Source organism: Nitrospirota bacterium (assembly GCA_016180645.1).
Taxonomy (GTDB): domain Bacteria; phylum JACPQY01; class JACPQY01; order JACPQY01; family JACPQY01; genus JACPAV01.
Genome location: JACPAV010000021.1, coordinates 78,040 through 99,272, shown reverse-complemented (window position 1 = coordinate 99,272; position 21,233 = coordinate 78,040). Strand labels below are relative to the sequence as shown.

The window sequence follows — 21,233 nt, the reverse complement described above, 5'->3', positions numbered from 1 at the left end:
CCCCTACTTGCTCCCTCTTGTCGGGAGGGTCTGAAGACCCTCCCCTACGCATTCCGTTAGAGGCTCTTATTCATCTCCGCTCGAATCCCCCGTCGGCGACGAATCCGCCGTTCCCCCCTCCTCCGATTTCTCCACCTCCCCCTTCGCTTCCTTTTCGGCCTCGACCTCCGCCTCCTCCACCATCTGCTCGTAGTCCTCCCCCATGTCGTCGCCCATCTCCTGGCCCATCTTCTTCATCCATTGCACCATGCTGCGCGGATCCTTCTCATCCAACCCCGCCAGGGACGACGGATCGGCCATTCTTTCCATCCGGCTCTCCTCCGATCGCACCACGCGCACCCGGGAAATCAGGCGCTTCATCTCCTTGCTCCCGCAATGCTCGCACACGGGATCCACTTTCTCGGAAACCCGAAGGGTCAAAACGGTGCTCCTCTTCCGACATTTCAAGCACTGGTATTCGTAAATAGGCATGTCCCTATCATAATGAGAAGCGCGGACCTTGCCAACTCCCCGGAACCCCGGCGCGGCATTGCCCCAACTCCGCAACTGTAATAGCCTCCCCGGATGGGATACTGGATTGGCTTGACGCTTCTGCTCCAAGTGCTCGCCACCCCCCGCCCCATCGCGAAAATCGTGGATGGCGGATCTCCCCCGGCCATGATCTCCCTCTTCACCCAATGGCTTAGGCAGGAGGGCTACGAAGTGAGCGTCGAACGGTGGAACAGGGTGACCCCCATCGGCGCGCTTGTTTACGCTCGCGACCCGGCCGGCGCGAAGCGAATCGCCGAACTCATGCGAAACGCCGAAGTCCGTCCCCTCCTCTGGGAAGGCCCGTTCGACCTGATTGCCGTGCTCGGTCAAGGCGCCTCCCTCGCGAATGACGCGCCTCCCCCCCCCAAGCTGACACCCTGGCGCTTGATCGCCGACGTGGGGTTTCTATCTCCGCTGTTCGGGAAGGATCTGAACGTCGCCTCCCTGGGCGGTCGACAACAAACCACGCGCGCCGCTCCTCTCATCCGCGGTACCCTGGGGGTAGGTCTGCCCCACCCCATCGGACCCTGGCTCGATCTTCAGGCTGAGGGATTCGCCTACGCCGCGGGAGACCACTCGTTTCTCGGACCTGCCGCTCGCATCGAGGGACGCATCTGGGAGGAGACTCCTTCCTCCGTTTCGCTCGCCGTGGAGGCGGGAGCGGCCTTCAACACTCGGGAAACGCTGCCCGGATCTTTCGATACCTCATTGATGTGGGGAGCGGGGGCTACGTTTGCACAGGCGCTGGATGGGCCCTGGTCCGGCGCATTCTCCGTCATGTACGTGTTCCTGTCCCCCCGATACGGACGGCCCCCCGATGTTTTCCAGGCATCTTCGAGCCGAATCGACCTCAGCGGACCCCAGGTCAGTTTTCGCTTGTCCTGGAGCCCGAAGGAGTAAGTCTCTTGGCCCGGCCAGAAGCCATCTCATGAGCCAACCCCTCGTTTGACTCCCCCGCCCCACGTGATATAAGTCACAGACATCATTTTGGGGGTGTGCTAAAAACGTCGCATGAATTGTTTTTGTTGGGATTAGATGTTGACCGTCACGATCAGCTTTAAGTTTTCGGGAGGTGGTTTATGAAGATCAGACAATCTCGTCTGTTTGTCTATGGAGTGTTCCTCGCCTCGGCGCTCGGCGCTTGCGGCAAGAGTAATTTCCTGGGGGACCTCCAGAAGCAATTGGCCGCCAGCACACAAGCCGCCACCACCACGGGCGCAGACGTCGCCGCCGTGGCCAACACCACCTCTGCCGTCAAAGGCAGCATTGAGCAGGCCGGCCAAGTGGTGAACTCTGTATCCACTTTGAGCCAAGTCACCGATCAGGCCTCCTCTCTCAATTCCAGTCTTGGCAACGAGTCCAGCGCGGGAGTCCGCGGCGGAGTGCGCGGAGGCGTGCGGGGCGGCGTTCGGGGCGCACCGGGTCGATCCGCCAAGCGACCGAGGCAACAAGCCGCCGATCCCTCGGATTGTCCCGCTCTAGCTGGACTGACGCTGGCCGATGGCTCGGGCACAGCCCCCGTGCCGGGAAGTTACAACTGCCACAGCGACGGGTCTCTTGTGGTTGATGTGACCGACAGCCAGAACGGTCTCTACCACGTCAAGATCACGGATAAGGTCAACGATGGCGTCCTCATGGCGGAGGTCGTCGAGTACGACATCAACCCCAAAGGTTCGGAAACCTGCAACGTAAGCGAGGTCGCCGCCACCCCCCCCCCGAACTGCAAACAAGTTTCAAAGACCGTGACCGAGTGCTCCACCAGCGTGGGGCTGCCTTGCGATCCCGCGGTCGATTTCGAGGGTTGCAGGAGCAACGATTTCCGGACGTGCGAAACGAAGAACATCGAAGGCGCCTACACCTGCAAACAGGACATGCCGTGCGATCCTCAATGGGACTTCAATGGATGCCAATCCGACCCGGGCCGGACATGCCGGCAGTCCGCGGCAGCGCCCAAGCGAATGCTCCCGTGCTACATGAACACCACGTCGGCCATGTGTATCACGGAGCCGACCTGTTGCTGGAAGTCCAGCACCATGACCTGCGAATATTCCGGCAACTGCGGCTCAACGTGCAACGCGAACAACTACTGCGACCCCGGCGAGACGGCCGCGGCATGCCCGAACGACAACTGCTTCACCTGCGGCAACGGCTCGTGCGAGAGCAGCAAGAACCCTCCGGAAACCAGCTCGAACTGCTCCTCCGATTGCGGCAGCTCATGCTCCAACGCCGTCACCCAACCGACCTGTTTCGCACCCTGCAACTGGTGTACCGATACCAACCTTTGCCAAAGCACAGCCTGCGGCGGGGGCGAAGTTTGCGGGAACGGAACCTGCGCGGGGAGTGAAACGGCCTCCTCCTGCCCTGGCGACTGCTGCAAAGTCAACACGGCCGTGGGAAACTGCCCGACGAATTCCTGCTGCTGGGACGCGGGCGCGGCCTTCGGTCAGAATTGCAAAACGTACGGATCCTGCCCGGTCGCGTGCTCCAGCTACACGACCTCCGCCACCTGTACGTCACCTTGCTACTGGTGCAACAACGCATGCCAAACCTCGGCCTGCGGCGGAGTCAGCTGCAACGCAAACAACTACTGCGATATTAGCGCCGGCGAAACGGCGGTCGCCTGCCCGAACGACAACTGTTACACCTGCAACAACGGCACCTGCGAAAGCAGCAAGAACCCCCCGGAAAGCAATGCCAACTGCCCTGGTGATTGCCCCTCCGGCAGCTCGTGCTCCAGCTTCGTCACCATGGCCACCTGCATGGCGCCCTGCGTCTGGAACGGCAACACGTGCGGAACCAGCAGTACGTGTACGGTGAAAACGGTTTCGACGGAGTGCCCTGGCAAGTGCGGAACGGTGTCCGATGGATGCGGGGGATACCTGACCTGCCCATCATGCGCCTCCGGCTACACGTGCAACAGTACCAATCAGTGCGTTGCCGGCAGCACCGGCTGCTCCAGCTTCGTCACCATGGCCACCTGCATGGCCCCCTGCGTTTGGAATGGCAACACCTGCGGGGACGGGGGTGGAGGCGGCGGCTGCGTGAAACAGCCCGCCGACGCAACCAGCGAATACTGGACGGGTATCTACTATTGTAGCGATGGCATCAACAACGATTGCGATGCCTACGTCGATTGCCAGGACCCCGACTGCGCGGGCGCGTCCAATTGCGGCGGTGGAGGCGGAACCAACTGCGCCAGCGCGGTGACTCAACCCACCTGCTTTGCACCCTGCGTCTGGAATTACTCGAACAACACCTGCGGAAGCGGCACCGCAAGCGGCTGCACGCCTCAGCCCGCGGCGGCAACCAGCGAAGCGGGCTACTGCAACGACGGCATCAACAACGATTGCGATCCGTACACGGACGGCGGCGATCCTGACTGCCAAGGTACGGCCAGCGGCTGCTCGACCATGGTCACGGAACCCACCTGCAACACAAGCTATGGTTGCTTCTGGGACTATAATGTCGCCCAGTGCAAGAGCTCGTCAGCTCCACCCCCCAGCGGTGGAACGGCGACCTGCATGCCCCAGCCGGCGGGTATCACCAGTGAGGCGGGCTACTGTTCGGACGGCATCGACAACGACTGCAACTCCGGACCGGATTGCATCGACCCCGATTGCGCGGGCGTCTCCATCTGCGCGGCCACCGGCGGCGGTTGCAACTTCAACAAGTTCTGCGACTCGAACGAATCGCCGTTCTCCTGCCCGGATTGCGCCTCCATCGGCACATCCTGCAACATGAACGCCATCTGCGATCCGAATGAAACCTCCTTCTCCTGCCCGGGCGATTGCATGGCGGGAGGCGGAGTAAAGGCCCCGTACACCTGCACGGCGAGTTTCACCTGCAACTCGGCCACCAACCCGTGTCTGGCCGGTCCCGCCTCCTTCGGTCCCCCGGTATCGGGATCCGCGTGCACGAACCCACCCCCCGGCGTGAAGTGTACGAAGGAGACCTCCAAATCCGTAGTCGAGTGCAAGGAGAAGTTCATCTGCACCGCACAAGCCGCTCCGCCGCCAGGGGGATTCCCCGGTGGTCCCGGTGGATTCGCCGGTCCAGGGCCGGCTGTACCCAATTGCGGAAACGACTCCTGCAAGGCCTGCGGAAGCGTGACCAAGACCATTTATGAATGCGAGGACTGCTTCGCAGGCGGATTGACCCCGGTGGCCGGTCCACCGTTCGGGGGACCTGTTCCCCCTGCTCCGGGGGCCGGACCGCTGGCCACACCGAAACTCCAGGCAGCCTCCGTCTCGGGTCAGCGGTGCGTCAAATACCCATGGGAGCCTCCGCGGCTCGACATGATGGCCAACTGCAAGCTGAGCGGCAGTTCCTACGTATGTAAGCAATGCGTAAAGGACGCATGGACGCCGGTCGGCGGTGAGGCCAACATCAATTCCACCCTCACTTTCGCGGACGGGTCGAAGGAAACCACGCGCAGCTTCGTGATCGAGGGCAAGCGCGTCGGCGCCAAGGCGTTCCAGCCGGCCGACGTCGAGGCCCTGATCGGAATGGTCGGAAAAGCCAAGACGGCCGACATGGAAGGCGCCGGAGCGCTCCAAAACGATGCGATGGCGAAGACCATCGTTTCCATGACGATCCACCAGTACCCCAAGCTGAGCGCCGGTTCAACCGATACGTTCGCTCCGGCAGGTACGGAAGGCGCACCTACCGAAACGGCCCAATTGACTCAGGAGACCGAGATCCGCATCACCTCGGAAACCAACATGGCGGCCGGTTCGGGCCTGCTCAAAAAGGACACCTCGGAAGTTGATCTCTCCATGCTCGACTTCTCCGATGCCAAGAAAGGCTATGAAGTCCGCACATTCAAGGGTAGAGACGACTTGAAGTGCCCCTTGGGACCGAACGGAACCCATGTCCCCACCCAGGACAAGATCGCGGGAACTTTCTTTGAGCAGTACCCCGGTTCCGGTTCGACCACCGGAACTTTCGAGTACTGCGCCATCGACAGGCCCGGGAATCCGAATACGGACGTGGACGATACCGGCGCGTGGTACAGCAAGGAAAGCGGGACGACAACTTACCCGGTTCCACCGGACGCGAAATCGGAAATTGCCACGGCCGAGACGGGTACATCGATCCTCCAGGGCATCTGGTCCAACAACTTGGCGGACTCGGACCCCGTGCTCCAGAACTGCGGCGAGAGCCTCTCCGGCGTGAGCCAGACGCTCGTCACCTTTGTGGCACCGGACGGCACCACGCGCCAGGAACCGCGAGACAGCCAGTTCGCTACGGATCCCAAGAAGTGCGATGTCGCCCCAATCCTCTCGGAGGGCAGCGCCTTTGCGAAGGTCCAGGGGCTCGAACTCTCGAACGGCGGATCGGAAGCCAAAGGCAGCATCCCGCTGCCCGGCGGCTCGATCACCTTCGAAGTGACCGGAGCGGACACCAAGACGCCCCGGATCAAGTTCGACATGTCCCTCGATGCCTTCGGCGTGCAAGTGGCGGCCAAGGCCGACCTGAAAATGCATCCGCCGGACGAGAAAGGAAACACGGGCGACGGCAAGATGCAGGTGACCACCGGCGGCAAGAAGCTCGACGTCCTCCTCTCCATCGATCCCAAAGGCTGGCGCAATGTGTCCGGCGAAACCACGGACGAGGCCGGGAACAAAACCGGTTTCAGCCAGGTCCGAACCGACAAGGGGTCCGAAATGACGGTCAACATCGTCAAACCGGACGGGTCGAAGGATACCGGCACCATCGTGTTTACCGATGAAGCCAACTCCAAGAATGAAGTGGGCGTCGGAACACTCGTGGCCAGCAAATCGGGCGGCGGTACAGCGGACCTCGAGCTCGCCTTCTGCAAAGACGGCTCCATTGCCATCTACGACAAACAGGGTGGCTCGCGGGGCGGCAAGCTGTCCGGACCCGATTCCTGCAAGTAGCAAATCAAGGGAGACGTGGGGAGGCCGTCCGCGTGGGCGGCCTCCTTTTTTTCCAGCGATTGCATTCATCGCATGATCCTGCGTAGAATCCTTTCCTTATGAAGATCGGGATCTGGAGCGCGAAGGTAGCCCCGAAAAGCGAGGCTCTGATCTGCCTGTTCCAGTTCGAAGAGGACAAGTCCCCTGCCTGGGGGTTGCTGGCCGATCGATTCCACGGCGAAATCCAGAAGATTCTCGGTCTCGAACAATTCAAAGGCAAGGAGGGGAAATCCGTCCTGATCCACACGGGCGGAGGACGAATTCTCGTGGCGGGACTCGGAAAGCGCAGTGCTTTCGATCTCGAAAAATGGCGCCAAGCCGCCGCCCGCGCGGCCCGCCGGAGTCGCGAGATGAAAGCAAAGGAGCTTCTGCTCATCCCCGCGGATCACGCCGTACTGGCCGATACCGAAAATGCCCTCCTCGCTCTCGGGGAAGCCGTCTCGCTCGCACTGTACCGGTATGATCGATATCTGAAAGACGAAGAGGCCTCGGAACTCGCGGCCGCGTATCTCGTCACCTCGCATCGGCTGGGACGTCGGGAAGCCGAATTGGCCTCGAAGGCGCAGGTCTTGGCGGAGGCGGTCAATGCGGCGCGGACCTTGATCAACGAGCCGGCCAGCACGATGACTCCCGAAGATCTCGCGCGCGCCGCCCAGTCGCTGACTCCGGGAGTCGAAGTCATGGTCCATGACGAGAAATGGATTCAGAGAATGAAGATGGGCGGTGTCATGGGCGTGGCGCGCGGGAGCCACCGTCCCCCCCGATTCATCGAGCTCCGCTACAAGCCACGGACAAAGTCTCCGAAGGGTCCGATCGCGCTCATCGGGAAAGGAATCACGTTCGATTCCGGCGGCCTGTCGCTGAAGCCGGCCAAATCGATGGAGACGATGAAATCCGACATGTCGGGAGCTGCGGCGGTCATCGGTACGTTCCGGGTGTTGAAGGAGCTCAAGCCGGAGGTGGAGGTTCGCGGCTACATTGCAGCCACCGAAAACATGCCCGGCGGAAATGCGTACAAGCCGGGAGACGTCCTCGTCACCATGTCCGGCAAGACGATTGAAGTGAACAATACGGACGCGGAGGGGCGATTGACGCTGGCGGACGTCCTCTACCATGCCGCGCAGGCCAAGCCCAAAGCCATGATCGATCTCGCCACGCTCACGGGCGCCTGTGTGGTCGCCCTGGGCGAACGCATCGCCGGACTGTTCGGGAACGACGAAAAATTGATCCAGGGTCTCTCCGCCTCCTCAAATCGAACGGGGGACAAACTCTGGGCCATGCCGATGGAAGATGACTACAAGGACTTGCTGAAAAGCGACATCGCCGACATGAAGAATGCCGGAGAACGCTACGCCGGTTCGATCACCGCCGCGCTTTTTCTGAAAGAATTCGTAGGAAGCGTCCCTTGGGCGCATATCGATATCGCCGGTCCGGCGTTCACTGAAAAGGAGCTTCCCTACTGCCCCAAGGGAGGGACCGGATTCGGCGTCCGCCTCCTTGTGGACTACCTGCTTCACGTGTAGTGCGCCGGGGACGGCTGGGAAATGAAACGTCCCACGCTCATCCTTCTCATCATCTTCTCCATGATCCTCACCGGCGCGTTGCTCAAGACAATTCGCGGAAAGCGCCTGAAAGACATCCTCATGATCCTGCCGGAGAACGCCACGGAAGCCGAAAAGGGAGAGGTCGTCTACCTCCGGAAATGCTCCACCTGCCACCAAGGCGGCTCACCCATGTCCGGACCTCCGCTCCATGAGGTGTTCCACCTGAAGGGCGAACGATGGCTCCGGTCCTACACGCGAACCCCGCGGCGGTTCAACCCGGAGGCCTTTATGCCGCCGGTGGAACTCACGCCGGTCGAAGAGCACCGGATCGTTGCCTATTTCGCGGAAGCGATCACTCGTGGCCGCTAAGCTCGGACCCCCTCCAAAACCCTTCCGATTCGCGGGAATCTCGGCCGGGATCAAGCGGAATGGACGCCCCGACCTGGCCCTCCTGTGGTCACCCCTTCCCTGCGCCTACGCGGTTGCCTATACCTCCAATCACGTGAAGGCCGCGCACATCCTGTGGAACGAGCGACACCTGGATCCCCGCCGGATCCATGCCGTCCTCGTGAACAGCGGCAATGCGAATGCCGCGACGGGAAGAAAGGGAGTCGACGACTGCTCGGCGATCGCACGTTCGGCCGAGCGGGAACTGGGCCTTCGCCCGGGAACGGTTGCTCTGGCCTCCACCGGTGTGATCGGCCATCGATTGCCCGTTGATAAGATTCAGTCCTCGCTGCCCCGGCTTCATTCGAAGCTGGACACTGAGGGATGGAGCGCCTTCTCGAAAGCGATCATGACCACCGACACGCGGCCGAAAGTGTCCGTCCGCCGCCTCGGCCTGGAGGCCGGCCTCTCCACGGTGATGGGCTTCGCGAAAGGGGCCGGGATGATCGGCCCACGCCTCATCCCCTACCCTCCCCATGCCGGCCAAGGACGGTGCGGCACTTGGGGCCGGAAGGTCGAGCGTAACGCGAGACCTACCCATGCACCCAGTGCGACCATGCTGGCGTTCGTCGCCTCGGACGCCCGCTTCGCTTCCGGCGAACTTCGCTCCATTCTCGCCCGCGCCATCGAAGAAAGCTTCAATAGCATCATGGTGGATGGCGACATGAGCACGAATGACTCCGTGTTCCTTCTTTCGTCGGGCCTTGCCCCGGTCTTGCCTTCCGAAAAAGACCGTGTGTCCGGCGCCATCCGCGGCGTGCTCCGGGATCTGGCGTTGCAGATCGTCTCTGACGGCGAAGGGGCCACGAAGACCGTGGCCATCCGCGTCACTCAGGCCCGGAATGCAACCTCAGCCGAAGCTGTTGGCCGGGCGATCGCTCTGTCTCCCCTTGTGAAAACCGCCCTCTACGGCCAAGATCCGAACTGGGGACGAATTCTCGCCGCCGCCGGATCGACCCGGTCGCCGATTGACCCGGATCGAACGACGATCCGATTGAATGGAATCCCGCTTTACATCCGCGGGCTTCCAGCCGGCCCCACGGATCTCCGCCGTGCGCGGCTGGCCGTCCGCCGCCCACAAATTGAAATCGAGGTTTCTCTGGGCCTCGGAAAGGCCGAGAAGGTGGTGTACACCACGGACCTCTCGCCTCGATACGTTGCCATCAACGCCGCGTACGATTAGCCCCACCACCTCGAACAGCACACCCTTGGGCGGGCTCTAGGAATCCGGCCTTCGGCCGGTTCGAGGTGGTGGGGTCGCCCGCAACCCCCTTTTTTCACTTGCAATTCTGGAAGCCATCGGTATAGACTGTCACTTAATATGACCAAATACGACTTGGTTCGGCTCCTCATGAAGGAATGCGCCCTCTCCTATCGGAATTCCGAGAGAGTCGTGAACTACCTGTTCGACGCCATCACCGAATCCCTTGCCGAGGAGTCCAGGGTCGAGCTCCGCGGTTTGGGAACCTTCTCGGTCCGCCGCTACGACGCGTACACCGGGCGAAATCCCCGTACCGGCGCAAAGATCAGTGTGAGACCCAAGAAACTTCCTTACTTCAAGATGGGCCGGGAGCTGAAACGAATGATCAACTCGGAGCCACCGGAGGGGGAAGGAAACCAGACCTAAGTATGTGCACAAAAGTCTTTGTGCACATCTACTTGCAGAGCCTAAAGGCTCTGTCGACTTTTGCCATTTTTTGAAAGGTTTATGTTGGTCATTATGCGTAGGGGAGGGTCTTCAGACCCTCCCGACAAGAGGGAGCATCTGAAGATGCTCCCATACGAATCGGCATTCTGTCAGAGGCTCTAAGCTCGACTTTTGCCATTCTTGAACGGTGTCTGAAGATACCTTCCCATCCGAGCGGGATTCTGAGCGATGAATTTTGAAACGAGACCGGAAAACGGCTCCTGTCAACAAATTCACGGCGTGGAAATGGCCTTCCCTCGTGAAGTGATGTTCACACAGCATGGAAAAATGGCAAAAGTCGAGCTGAGGTCTTCCGTGGTGCCAGTACTGCGTAGAGAAATTCATGCCGCGGTACTCTCTCTGGCGCAGTACGTCAGCCCCGCTTCATACGAACTATTCCCCATGACGAGCGGGTCGTGGGTACCATGTTGCCAACACAGATGATCTCTTCCGCGTATTGCCGATCCTGAGCCATATGGTACAAGGATCGCACGGCTCAATTCTCCTCGGCGCTTTCGCCCTTCTGCTCCTGAATTTTTCCAATCCTTCGGAAGCTCACGCTCGGGAAATCATCAAAGTCGCCATCCTCCGTCAGAAATCGCCGATCACTATCAAGGGGGGCCCTTTTCAGATCACGGACGGCTCCACGCAAGTGGACGTTCAAACCAACCCGCTGAAAATTTCCTCCAAGGATCGCAAGTTGCACCTCCACTGGGAAAAAGGGGATGCCGTGGTCCGGAGCGGCGCGCGCATCGTTTCCGTCGGTCTCCCCATCCAAGTCGACCGGCATCCGTACCGCGGGGAAGTCGTCCTGCACTCGGACGGTGGCTCTCGAATTCTCGCCGTGAACGAACTGGACTTGGAAGACTACGTGCGCGGCATCATCAACCATGAGGTCTCGTCGAAATGGCCTCTGGAGGCGGTGAAGGCCCAGGTGGTTGCCGCTCGATCCTACGCCCTTTCCCGCAGGGGAAAACCCAAGGACACCCGGTTCGACGTGGAGGCCACGGTCATGGACCAAGTCTACCGGGGTTCCTCTCGAGAGGACGATGCCGCGGCTCAAGCTGTTCTAGAGACGGAAGGACTGGTGCTCACCCAGGACGGCGAAGTCATCGAAGCGTACTACCACTCCTGCTGCGGCGGGCAGACGGAGGCCTCGGGCACGGTTTGGGGACGGGAACGATCGTACCTCCAGGGGGTCACCTGCGGATTCGACCAGGACTGCCCGAACGCGTACTGGGAAGTGAATCTCTCCACCCCTGAAATCGAGAGGGAGGTAGGCATTAAGAATATCGAGTCGGTGGAAGTGGCCTCCCTGCAGCCCTCCGGCCGCGTGCGGCGCATCCGGTTTGTCACGCCATCGCGTGAAGTCTCGCTGACCGGGAAAGAGTTCCGCGAGCGTGTCGGCTTCAACCGAATCCCCAGCACACATTTCAAGATCGTCCGCCAGGCGAAAGGATACAAGTTCATGGGTTCCGGATCGGGCCACGGGGTGGGTCTGTGCCAGTGGGGCGCCCGGGGGATGGCGCAGGAAGGGCACACCTTTGAGGAAATCCTGAAGAAATACTATTCGGGTGTCGAAATCACCAAGCTGTATTGAATCGCCCGTTTCTCTGTAGACTTGCGACCTAAACCACGCTAACATCCGCCGAAAACGTGTCCAATGGCAAATCGATTGACGTTCGACTGGGCGAGTGGAAAGCAACCAAGGAATCGGGGGCCGTACTTGTCATCGATCGGATCGGCGCAGGCGTCGGGATCGTGGTAATCGACCTCGTCACCCACATCTGCGGCGGTGCGCACTGCATTCTCCCGGAGTCACCTTCCAAGGATCTCGGCAATGCCGGTAAATTTACAAACATGGCGGTTCCCGCCATCGTTGAGGAGCTTCTGAAATTGGGGGCGCAAAAGGGGAAAATGGTGGCGAAAATTGCCGGCGGGGCACAGATGCTCTCGCAGACGGTTCTGAGCGACCGGAACGTCGGCGGAGCGAGAGAAGCCCTGCGCAAAATTCCCATCCCCGTGACCGGTGAAGACGTGGGCGGCAAGTTCATTCGATCGCTCCAGGTCAATTCGACCAGCGGCGAGGTTCTGTGCCTTCGGCTCGAAGGCGCGCAGAGAACGCAGACCAAATTGTAGGAGGGAGCTCATGTCCACCGCGGTCGCCACCATGAACAAGATCCTGAAGACGGTTCAGGAACTCCCCCCGATGCCGCAGACGATGCAGAAGATCATCGATCTGTCCAAGGACGAAAAGGCCTCGGCCAAAGACCTCGCCAATGTGATCGCGCACGACCAGGCCCTCACCACGAAGGTCCTCAAGCTGGTCAATTCCCCGTTCTACGGATTCCCGCAAAAAATCACGTCGATCCAGCAGGCCACCGCCCTCCTCGGCTTCTCCGTGGTGGAGAACCTCGCGCTCGCCGGGATGTTCATCGACACCCTCCGCCGTTCGCTCAAGAACTACGGGCTGGACAAGGGAGGACTGTGGGTCCACTCCATCATGACGGCCTACGGCGCGCAGGCGCTGGCCACGCGTCACAACCGCGCCCTGCGGGACATGGCCTTCACCGCCGGCCTGATTCATGACATCGGCAAGGTGATCATGGACCGCTTCCTCGGCGAGCAGTTCGAGGCCGTCATCAACGTGGTCCAGTCGGAAAATATCGAGTTCCCCATCGCCGAGAAGAAAGTGCTCGGTTTCGATCACGCGGAAATCGGCGCAATGGCGGCCACCAAATGGAAGCTCGCGCCCGAACTGGTGGAGGCCATCCAACTCCATCACCTCCCCACTCAGGCCAAGATGAACCGGCAACTCTGCGGCGTCGTCCATGTGGCCAACTGCCTCTGCCGCATGACCGGTCAGGGCGTGGGCTACGACGGCATGTACTTCAAGCTGGAGGAGCAGTCGCTCAAGGACATCGGCGTGAAGGAAGGCGAGACGGAAGAGATCCTCGGCGAAATGCTCGAGCGCGCGCAGGAAGCCGAGAAGATGTTCGCGGGGTGAGCACCCCCAGCCTCCTCGAAGTCCACCAGCGCGTCCTCAAAATCAAGGAACAGCTCGTCGAGCAATTGGGCGAAGGTCTGCGCTCCGCCATCCTCTTTGGAAGCGCGGTAACCGGCGATTTCCTGCCCGGCGTATCCGATGTCAACCTCCTGCTCGCCGTGAAGTCGGGCATGAAGCTTCCCCTCCTACCCTCCAAGTTTGTTCGCAAGCTGGAGAGAGACCTTCGAGCCTCCCCCGCGGTTTGGTTTGAGGACCGGCTGCCCGACCTTCCGCGAATCTTCCCCATTGAAATTCGTGAGATCGTCCAGTTTCATCGGTGCCTCCACGGGGAGGATCCTTTCGCGCAGAATCTCGTCCAGCCGGAGGACTTGAACCGCGCCGTTCGAGCAGGCCTGTTCCGCCTCCACAGCGAGCTTCAGAAGAATCTCATCTTGGGAGATGCCGAGCGGTCCCCCTTCGACACGTTGTATGATCTCGTTTTTCTCGTACGCGGTTTCCTGCGCACACAGCAACTTCAGCCGGCACGCGCGAAAAAGGACAGCTTGGAGCAATTCGCCGAACAATTCGATACGGCGCTCACGACGGCCAAAGTCCTCCTGAGCGTTCGGGACCATACGCTGGGCCCGCCCGGCGAGCACGAACGGGAGCAGATGTTCGGCTACTACCTGAGAGACGTTGAGCGGGTCCTCGAAGTGGTGGAGAAACGGCTGCCATGACCGTGAGCGCCGATTCCGGCCTGTTTGACCCGCGCTCGTATTCGAACTGGCTCGTGGTGGTGATCATCGTCGCCACCGCCATCCTGATGCTCAGCCTCCGAAAGAAGGCGAAATCGAAGGACTACCTCCGAGGCGATCCCGGCAAGATGACCGCCCGGCGATTGATGGACACCACCATCCGGAAAAACGCCTTCGGTTATCGAGCCGGCGCCTTCGGGGCCGGCGCCAGACCCATCCCCCTCCGGCCCCGCGGCATCGGAGCCCTCTACGCCCGGCTTCTTGAAAAAACGCGTCGGTAGATTTGGTCTACGTGACGCAGGAAATAGTCCGGCTTGAAGAGTGAACGGATGCGTCCCGGTCCAATACTTCTCCTCACTTTCGGGTCGCCTTCGATCAGGGCCCTGAACGGCCGGCCGTTGTTCCACGCCGCCATGGCGTGCCTCTGCACGAGCTTGTAGGCTTCATCGCGTCCCATCCCACTCTCCATCAGCGCCACCAGAACCCGCTGCGAATAGACCAGGCCTCCCAGCCGGTCCACGTTGGCCCGGATCCGGTCCCGGTGAACCACCAAGCCTCGCATGATTTCCACCATCCGCCAGAGCATAAAATGAACCGCGATGGAGGCATCCGGTCCGATGACCCGCTCGACGGAGGAGTGACTGATGTCCCGCTCGTGCCAAAGCGCGATGTTTTCGAGCGCAGCGGATGCGTAAGATCGGACGAGCCGGGCCAATCCGGCGATATTCTCGGAGAGAACCGGATTCTTCTTGTGCGGCATGGCCGAAGAGCCGGTCTGCCCTTCAGTGAACGGTTCCTCCACCTCGAGCACTTCGCTCCGCTGAAGGTGGCGGATCTCGACCGCGATCTTCTCCAGGCTTGAAGCGATCAGCGCCAACGTTGAGAAATATTCCGCGTGGTGATCCCGCTGAACAATCTGCGTGGAGATGTTCGCCGCCTTCAGACCCAGCGACCGGCAAACGTCCTTCTCAACGTCCGGGCCGAGATGAGCGTAGGTTCCCACGGCGCCTGAAATCTTTCCGACGGAAATGGAAGTCCGGGCGCGCCTTAATCGCGCCTCATTCCGCGCGAGTTCGTCGTACCACAGGACAAACTTGAGGCCGAAACAGGTCGGCTCGGCATGGACCCCATGCGTCCTAGCAATCCCCACCGTTCTCCGATGCTCCAGCGCCCTCGCTCGAAGCTCCTTCTTGAGTGCGCGGATGGCCGCCAGGATCAAATCGGACGACTCTCGAAGCTGGATCGCCAACGTCGTATCAAGGAGATCGGATGACGTCAGCCCCTTATGAAAATGTTTTGAGAGCGGCCCCAGCGATTCGTTCACGTTCGTGACAAAGGCCACGACATCATGCTTGGTCGTCTTTTCCAGTTCCCCAATCCGCACCGCGTCGAACCGGGCCCGGCGGCTCATCTCGACTGCATCCGCCTTGGGAATCTTCCCTCGCTTCGAGACCGCCTCGCACGCTTTCAGCTCGATCTTCAGCCACGTGGCGAACTTGTTCTCGTCCGACCAGATCCGCACCATCTCCGGCCTCGTGTACCGCTCAATCATGGGAGGGATTATAGTCCGCAGCATCCGCAGACACCATCCCCGTTTCCGATGGCATCCGACCTCACCGGCACAGACAGCGCCTGGGCCAGAGAGTGATTCGTACATTCCGAACCAACGGTTTTCGAAGATCTTGTGAAATCGGGAGCGGAGGACGGAACGGAGACGGTCAGGCGACTTGTTTCTGAGGTTCAGACAGGGATTCGGTCGGAGAACCAATGTCCGGAATCCAACGTTCCCGTCGATACCACTGGACCACCTCGATCAACCCCTCCCGGGCTTTGGGATGGGCGTATTCAAATCCCAGCGACTTGAGCTTCCGGTTGTCATAGACCCGCTCGCTGCTCAGGTAGTCGAGCCAGTCCCGATCGAGTCGCGGTTTGAGCTCCGGTTTCACGCCGAACTTCGCCGCGATGCGCACCCAGTGGCTCTGGACCCATCGATTGAGAGGGCCGAAAAAACCATTGGGCATGCGGGCCAGAAGCTTGCACATCATGCGGGCGATCCAGGCAAAGACCGGGGATTCGATTCTTCGCGCGCGAACTCCGAATTGGCCCATGATCAATTCGAATCCTTCATCCAGACGCAGCGGCTCATCGTCCACGATGTTGAAGGCCTGGCCGACCGCGTCCCCACGATCCATAAGGAAGAGAATCGCGCGACAAACATCCTCGATGTGAACCTGGTTCGCGGAGGGCATGTTCCACAAAGGCCAGACGGTCCGATCGAGCGCGCGGTGCATGCTGAACAGGGCGAAATACATGGCCTGCCCGTACTTGCTCCCCGGCCCGTAGACCAGACTCGGCCGCACCGCCACCACGGGAAGCCCGCGCTCCCGGTGGTATCGCATGGCCACTTTCTCGCTCTCCCACTTCGTGACGCCGTAAGCGTCGCGCGGGCGCTTCACCGTCTCCTCCCGGCACGGAATTTCCATCGGCTTCCCGTACACCGCGGCGCTGGAGAGCATCACAAACTTCTTCACTCCCGCATCGACCGCCGCCCTGCACACATGATCCGTGCCTTGGACATTTACGTTCCACATGAGTTCCTCGGGAGCGCCCAGGTCGAAGATCGCCGCCAGATGGATCACGGTATCCACGCCCGCGAGCACGGTCTTGAGCGAATCGGGACTCAGAATATCCGCGGGCCGGGCTTCGACACCTTTTGCAATGTAGCGGCTGAGGTCCGCCCGAGGAAGGTCGGTCACGACGACGCGATGTCCCGAGCGGAGGAGATGATCGACGAGGTGGGAGCCCAGGAAGCCGGCGGCTCCCGTGACGAGAACGTTCGCCACGGCGGGGGCTACATCTTGTACTTGCCGAAATCTTCGGGCTTCATCTTCTCCAGCATCTCCGCCCATTTCTCCTTCGAGGCGGGAGTGAAATCGATGGGTTTGGCCTGCTGGAGATCGATCTTTTGCGATTTCTCGATCACGGACTGGGCCACGAAGATCGGCGCGTCCATCCGGAGCGCGATCGCGATGGCGTCGCTCGGACGCGAATCAATCGTAATTTCATCGCCCTTGGAATTCTGCATGTAGATGAGCGCGTAGAAGGTATCTTCCTTCAATTCGGTGACTTCGATTCGCACCACCTTGGCCCCCAGGGCGGCCAGCATGTTGCGAAGAAGGTCGTGCGTAATCGGCCGGGGCGGTTTGATCTTCTCCATTTCGGTGGCGATCGCGCTGGCCTCGAACAGCCCGATCCAGATGGGAACGGCCTGTTTGTCTTCCATGTCCTTCAAAATGACGATCGGCAATCCGGCGAAGGGATCGACGGCGATTCCCGCGACCTTCATCTGTGAAAACACCGATCCCTCCTTCATGGGGCTAAGCGGCGCCAGGATGGCAATGCCGTCCCGCGACTGGCTGGATGCCACAAAGCGGGGCGGCGACACGAAGGGCCTGACCGATGAGGGACTGCGGCGAAATGCGTTCCACGCGCACGGAAGCCCAATCGCCTGCCGATATCCCCGCCCCGGCGGTATGGACGAGCCGGTTCCACCGGGTACGCCCCTGCATGCGCTCCCCATCCGGGCTCGGACCCTCAATCAATACTTCCACGTCGCGCCCGATCCACTTGGAATTGTTTTCCATCGATACCCGTTTGGCCGCCTCGAATAGACGGACCAATCGTTCTTTCTTCACTTCGTCGGGGATGTGTCCCTCCATTCTGGGCGCTTGAGTGCCGGGCCTCTTCGAGTAGCAAAACCCGTAGATTTGATCGTAGCCAACGGCCTGGACCAAGTCAAGCGTAAGGCTGAAGTCTTCCTCGGTTTCTCCCGGAAATCCCACGATGATATCCGTGCTGAGCGCAAGGTCCGGCATCGCGGACCGGAGCAGGCGGACTTTTTCAAGGTAGGCCCCGCGCGAGTAGCCGCGATTCATGGCGGCCAGCACCCTCGACGAGCCGCTCTGGACAGGCAGGTGGAGGTGTTCGCAGACCGGCTCGCACTCCGCCATGGCGGCGGCGAGCGCCTCCGTGACGTCGGGTGGGTAGGACGTGGCGAAACGGATTCTTCCCACACCCTCCACGTTGCTGCACTTCCGGAGGAGATCCGGAAAAGAGATATCCGCGCTGCCGTCCTTCCCGTACGAATTGACCGTTTGGCCGATGAGAACGATTTCCTGAACTCCGCGTTCGACGAGTCGCCGCACCTCATCCAGGATCGCGGAGGAGGGCCGGCAGAGTTCCGCCCCTTTTGTACGCGGGACAACACAATACGTGCACGATTTGTTGCATCCTTCCTGAACGGTCACCAGGGCGCTGGTCGGAGCCGCGCGCCCATCGCCGGTTGATTCCCAGAAAAGCGGCCCCTCCAGACGATCCGGGTCATAGTCGTATTCCGTCCTGACGATCGAGCGCTGCTTACGCCGGGCTTCTTCAAGGAGCTCCGGAAGGCGCCGGATCTGGTGGGTGCCGAAAACAACATCCAGCAAAAGGTTCCGCTCCATAAGCTCGGCGCCCTGCTGCTGGGCCACACAGCCGCCGATGGCCACCTGGAGGCCGGGATTCTTCTGGCGCAGGGCCCGCGTACGTCCCAGCAGGCCATACGCCTTTTCCTCCGCTTTCTGGCGGATGCTGCAGGTGTGGACGACCACGACGTCGGCCTCTTCGAGCACTTCCGTCGTCTCGTATCCCTCGCGTCGCATGAGACCCGTGATGCGCTCCGCGTCCCGATCGTTCATCTGACAGCCGAAGCTCTTGAGAAACAATTTTCGGGACATCACTTCTTTCCTGAAGTCACTTGCATGGATTCCACATATCGCTCGATCTGCGCGCGCTTTTCATCCGAGAGGTCCATGAACGCCACCCCCATTCCGGGAATCAGGTTGCTCTTCTTGTCCTGCCGATTCGCCCACATGACGCGCGCGCGCAATTCGATGGGACGGGCCGAACCCGGCAGCGAAAATCGGAGCAGAAATTCCTGGCCTTCATCGAGGGGTTGCTGCGTGGCAATGAACATGCCCCCACGCGAGATGTTCAGCGCAAAGTCCGAGATGAAGTTTCGGCTCGCCTCATACTCGATTTCGAGGAGCGTCCGTTCACGGGTGCCTACCCGATGCTCCGACCCCGACTTCTTCATCAGGCGGGTGCGCCCGCCGACCCGACCGGGCGGGAGGGGCGACGACCCTCGCGGTGGAAATGAGCCAATGCAAGAAACATGAGAGCGCCGTAGATCGACCCCACGATCACGTTCGGCACGAGCAAACCCATCACCTCGGCGAAAGGCCGGCCTGCTCCGGCCTGGTACTCGGCCATCGTGCCGATATTCATGAGCCGATTCCACGTGGCCAGGCAGAAGATCCCGATGCCCGCGGCGATCAGCCCAACCATCACACGCCCCCACTTCACCTGGCCCAGACGAACTTTGCTGAGCCCGAACCTGTACCCACCCGCAAAGGCTCCCGCATACACGCAGGCGACAAAGAGTGAAAAAAGCGTGTTCCCCGATGGAGGTTCAACATAGTACATCAGGCTCCAATCGCTGAAGCGGTAAGCCAAGTAGAAGCCCAGCGGAAGGAAAAAGACGGCCGTAGCGGCAAAGGGCCACCAGAAATATTTTTTCGCAAAGGGATTCCCCCCGGCTCGAAGTTGCTTCTCCGCGGCGAGCGCGGACCAGAGCCCCATCATGAAATTGAGCGGAACGTCTATCTGGACTGTTTTACATCACCTCCCCCCGCAGAATGTTCCCATGTAGCAATGTCATCATGGAATCATCTCCGCAAGGCTACGTTTGAACATGTCCCTTTGAATACATGACCACATGACCCCATTCTAACATGACTCCATTCTACTTGTAGCTGTACTTGATCTTCTTGTCGTCCGGGTCTTCGTAAAACATCACCCGGCTGTATTCGCGGTCCGTCGTCATGGTGGAAACGCCGATCTTCAATTTGACGCGGGAATACATCTGGTCCTGGGCGGTAATGAAGGCGCGGACTTTGCTCTGCTTTTTCTCCAGAAGATGGACCTTCTGCTCGGTCAGTTCCTTGAGCTGCGCCCGACTGGTTCGCCACGTTTCCATGATCTTCGCGAACTGGGCCCGCTTGTCCTCGGGGATGAAACTCAGGTCGCCTTTTTCCAGGATGTCGCGCGACAAGACGCGTTCGATCTTGCCCAGATTCTCCTGGGTGGCTTTGATCTTGTTATTCACATCGGTGAGCGCCTTTTCTGTGAGGAAATCGATGCCCGCTTCCAATACGGTTGTGGAGGCGAAGTCGGACCCGATCTTCTTGGCCTCGATTCCCTTCGCCGCCCGGATTTCACCGCCGATGATGGCACCCTTCCCCTTCAGCACGGTCACTTTCCCGCCGCACGTCACTTTGCATTCCAGGAGGGCGTTGCCGATCTCAACGTCTCCTTGCACTTCAAGGACCGCCCGCTCGGCGTAGAGCGCCTGGAGACTTCCACCACACTTGATGAATCCCTTGTCCTGCCCCTTGATCCCGCGGTGGAGCATCACATTGCCGCCGGCGATAATTTCAGCCGATTCGACCATGTCTCCCACGTCCAGATGCTGCTCCACCTCGACGCGGAACCCCGATGCAATGTGCCCCTTGATACTCAGATCGCCGTTGCACTTGATGTTCCCCGTTGAAAAATCGATGTCGCCGGCAATCATGGTCTGCTGGTTCACGTCGATCCGATTGCCCAGAACGATGTAGGTGCCGTTCGCGAGCGAGCGGTACTCGATCTCACCCTTCTCGTTCTGATTCACCTCCACGTTCTTGCCGGCCACCAGCTGAACGTCGACGGATTTTTTCGCCTTGATCACTTTTCCCGTGACCGTTTGCCCATCCGACCCCTGGGTCATGGGCGATTTGACGACCAACAGGGCACCCGCCCCGATCGACTTGATGACATGCCGCTCTCGGTAGTCGATCTTCCCCGTGGTTTCATCGGTAAAGGATTTTTGATCCTTGATGTCAACGTGCCAGACGATCTTGGCGTCTTGACCGTCCACCGGAAGTTTCCCCTGGGCAATCATGACGTTGGCAAAATCCTTCCCTTCCTGCATCTGGGTGAGACATTCATTCAACTTGGCCGGAACCAACCCCGCCACGACCCGCTTCCGGCTCAACTCTTCCTTAAGGTCCTGGGGGGAAATGGCTTTCCAATCGTCCGGCGTAAGTCCTTTGGGATCGAAACTGAGGTAGGCTTCCATTTCATCCGACGAGACTAAAACGCTGAATGGCAACTCGAGACCGACCTGCGGCGAGGCCGGTGGATTCTCACTCCCTTTCACTGCTCCGTCCACTGTAGGAGAGATTATAGTGAATTCCACCGCCGTTT

19 protein-coding genes are annotated in these 21,233 nt (G+C 60.4%); 11 read left to right on the top strand and 8 right to left on the bottom strand.

What is annotated here, in order from left to right:
• Positions 1–66 precede the first annotated feature (66 nt).
• Positions 67–471 carry a zinc ribbon domain-containing protein gene (locus HYT87_13605; protein ID MBI2060799.1) on the bottom strand — a complete coding sequence of 135 codons (405 nt, stop codon included), beginning with the start codon at positions 469–471 and terminating at the stop codon, positions 67–69.
• A 93-nt stretch (positions 472–564) separates the two neighbouring features.
• Between HYT87_13605 and HYT87_13600 the strand changes: the two genes are divergently transcribed.
• The 11 genes from HYT87_13600 to HYT87_13550 all read left to right on the top strand — a co-directional run bounded on the left by HYT87_13600 (position 565) and on the right by HYT87_13550 (position 14,170).
• A complete protein-coding gene (locus HYT87_13600; protein ID MBI2060798.1) occupies positions 565–1,431 on the top strand; it encodes a hypothetical protein in 867 nt (288 codons plus the stop codon).
• A gap of 179 nt (positions 1,432–1,610) precedes the next feature.
• On the top strand, positions 1,611–6,431 hold the full coding sequence (locus HYT87_13595; protein MBI2060797.1) for a hypothetical protein: 4,821 nt from the start codon (positions 1,611–1,613) through the stop codon (positions 6,429–6,431).
• Positions 6,432–6,529: 98 nt separating this feature from the next.
• On the top strand, positions 6,530–7,993 hold the full coding sequence (locus HYT87_13590; GenBank protein ID MBI2060796.1) for a leucyl aminopeptidase: 1,464 nt from the start codon (positions 6,530–6,532) through the stop codon (positions 7,991–7,993).
• Between the two features lie 21 nt (positions 7,994–8,014).
• Complete coding sequence (locus HYT87_13585) at positions 8,015–8,383, top strand: cytochrome c (GenBank protein MBI2060795.1); 369 nt, start codon at positions 8,015–8,017, stop codon at positions 8,381–8,383.
• Entirely contained in the window at positions 8,373–9,644 is a 1,272-nt protein-coding gene (locus HYT87_13580; protein ID MBI2060794.1) for a bifunctional ornithine acetyltransferase/N-acetylglutamate synthase, read from the top strand. Before HYT87_13585 ends, HYT87_13580 begins: the two co-directional genes overlap by 11 nt.
• Positions 9,645–9,782: 138 nt before the next feature.
• On the top strand, positions 9,783–10,088 hold the full coding sequence (locus HYT87_13575) for an integration host factor subunit beta (GenBank protein ID MBI2060793.1): 306 nt from the start codon (positions 9,783–9,785) through the stop codon (positions 10,086–10,088).
• Positions 10,089–10,623: 535 nt separating this feature from the next.
• Positions 10,624–11,748: a SpoIID/LytB domain-containing protein gene (locus tag HYT87_13570; GenBank protein ID MBI2060792.1), complete on the top strand. Its 1,125-nt coding sequence runs from the start codon at positions 10,624–10,626 to the stop codon at positions 11,746–11,748.
• A gap of 56 nt (positions 11,749–11,804) precedes the next feature.
• Positions 11,805–12,287 carry a chemotaxis protein CheD gene (locus HYT87_13565; protein MBI2060791.1) on the top strand — a complete coding sequence of 161 codons (483 nt, stop codon included), beginning with the start codon at positions 11,805–11,807 and terminating at the stop codon, positions 12,285–12,287.
• A 10-nt stretch (positions 12,288–12,297) separates the two neighbouring features.
• Complete coding sequence (locus tag HYT87_13560; GenBank protein ID MBI2060790.1) at positions 12,298–13,155, top strand: HDOD domain-containing protein; 858 nt, start codon at positions 12,298–12,300, stop codon at positions 13,153–13,155.
• Positions 13,152–13,871 (top strand): nucleotidyltransferase domain-containing protein, encoded by a 720-nt coding sequence (locus tag HYT87_13555; protein ID MBI2060789.1) that lies wholly within the window; start codon positions 13,152–13,154, stop codon positions 13,869–13,871. The genes HYT87_13560 and HYT87_13555 overlap by 4 nt, the downstream gene beginning before the upstream one ends.
• Entirely contained in the window at positions 13,868–14,170 is a 303-nt protein-coding gene (locus tag HYT87_13550; protein ID MBI2060788.1) for a hypothetical protein, read from the top strand. The genes HYT87_13555 and HYT87_13550 overlap by 4 nt, the downstream gene beginning before the upstream one ends.
• Here HYT87_13550 and HYT87_13545 read toward each other — a convergent pair.
• From HYT87_13545 to HYT87_13515, 7 genes are all read right to left on the bottom strand, one after another.
• Positions 14,137–15,441: an adenylosuccinate lyase gene (locus HYT87_13545; GenBank protein ID MBI2060787.1), complete on the bottom strand. Its 1,305-nt coding sequence runs from the start codon at positions 15,439–15,441 to the stop codon at positions 14,137–14,139. The two genes, HYT87_13550 and HYT87_13545, sit on opposite strands and share 34 nt — an antisense overlap.
• 166 nt (positions 15,442–15,607) lie before the next feature.
• Complete coding sequence (locus HYT87_13540) at positions 15,608–16,732, bottom strand: NAD(P)-dependent oxidoreductase (protein ID MBI2060786.1); 1,125 nt, start codon at positions 16,730–16,732, stop codon at positions 15,608–15,610.
• Between the two features lie 8 nt (positions 16,733–16,740).
• Positions 16,741–17,247, bottom strand: a complete 507-nt coding sequence (locus HYT87_13535) for a bifunctional nuclease family protein (protein ID MBI2060785.1) — start codon at positions 17,245–17,247, stop codon at positions 16,741–16,743.
• A 19-nt stretch (positions 17,248–17,266) separates the two neighbouring features.
• Entirely contained in the window at positions 17,267–18,664 is a 1,398-nt protein-coding gene (miaB, locus tag HYT87_13530) for a tRNA (N6-isopentenyl adenosine(37)-C2)-methylthiotransferase MiaB (protein MBI2060784.1), read from the bottom strand.
• Complete coding sequence (locus HYT87_13525) at positions 18,664–19,023, bottom strand: TIGR02266 family protein (GenBank protein MBI2060783.1); 360 nt, start codon at positions 19,021–19,023, stop codon at positions 18,664–18,666. The genes miaB and HYT87_13525 overlap by 1 nt, the downstream gene beginning before the upstream one ends.
• Positions 19,023–19,571: a hypothetical protein gene (locus HYT87_13520; GenBank protein ID MBI2060782.1), complete on the bottom strand. Its 549-nt coding sequence runs from the start codon at positions 19,569–19,571 to the stop codon at positions 19,023–19,025. The genes HYT87_13525 and HYT87_13520 overlap by 1 nt, the downstream gene beginning before the upstream one ends.
• Before the next feature lie 160 nt (positions 19,572–19,731).
• A complete protein-coding gene (locus HYT87_13515; GenBank protein ID MBI2060781.1) occupies positions 19,732–21,198 on the bottom strand; it encodes a DUF342 domain-containing protein in 1,467 nt (488 codons plus the stop codon).
• Positions 21,199–21,233: the final 35 nt, after the last annotated feature.

Excerpts from the sequence above, each read along its gene's own strand:
- HYT87_13605 (MBI2060799.1), bottom strand. The coding sequence starts at position 471 with ATGCCTATTTACGAATACCAGTGCTTGAAATGTCGGAAGAGGAGCACC.
- HYT87_13600 (MBI2060798.1), top strand. The coding sequence starts at position 565 with ATGGGATACTGGATTGGCTTGACGCTTCTGCTCCAAGTGCTCGCCACC.
- HYT87_13595 (MBI2060797.1), top strand. The coding sequence starts at position 1,611 with ATGAAGATCAGACAATCTCGTCTGTTTGTCTATGGAGTGTTCCTCGCC.
- HYT87_13590 (MBI2060796.1), top strand. The coding sequence starts at position 6,530 with ATGAAGATCGGGATCTGGAGCGCGAAGGTAGCCCCGAAAAGCGAGGCT.
- HYT87_13585 (MBI2060795.1), top strand. The coding sequence starts at position 8,015 with ATGAAACGTCCCACGCTCATCCTTCTCATCATCTTCTCCATGATCCTC.
- HYT87_13575 (MBI2060793.1), top strand. The coding sequence starts at position 9,783 with ATGACCAAATACGACTTGGTTCGGCTCCTCATGAAGGAATGCGCCCTC.
- HYT87_13570 (MBI2060792.1), top strand. The coding sequence starts at position 10,624 with ATGGTACAAGGATCGCACGGCTCAATTCTCCTCGGCGCTTTCGCCCTT.
- HYT87_13560 (MBI2060790.1), top strand. The coding sequence starts at position 12,298 with ATGTCCACCGCGGTCGCCACCATGAACAAGATCCTGAAGACGGTTCAG.
- HYT87_13550 (MBI2060788.1), top strand. The coding sequence starts at position 13,868 with ATGACCGTGAGCGCCGATTCCGGCCTGTTTGACCCGCGCTCGTATTCG.
- HYT87_13545 (MBI2060787.1), bottom strand. The coding sequence starts at position 15,441 with ATGATTGAGCGGTACACGAGGCCGGAGATGGTGCGGATCTGGTCGGAC.
- miaB (MBI2060784.1), bottom strand. The coding sequence starts at position 18,664 with ATGTCCCGAAAATTGTTTCTCAAGAGCTTCGGCTGTCAGATGAACGAT.
- HYT87_13525 (MBI2060783.1), bottom strand. The coding sequence starts at position 19,023 with ATGAAGAAGTCGGGGTCGGAGCATCGGGTAGGCACCCGTGAACGGACG.
- HYT87_13520 (MBI2060782.1), bottom strand. The coding sequence starts at position 19,571 with ATGATGGGGCTCTGGTCCGCGCTCGCCGCGGAGAAGCAACTTCGAGCC.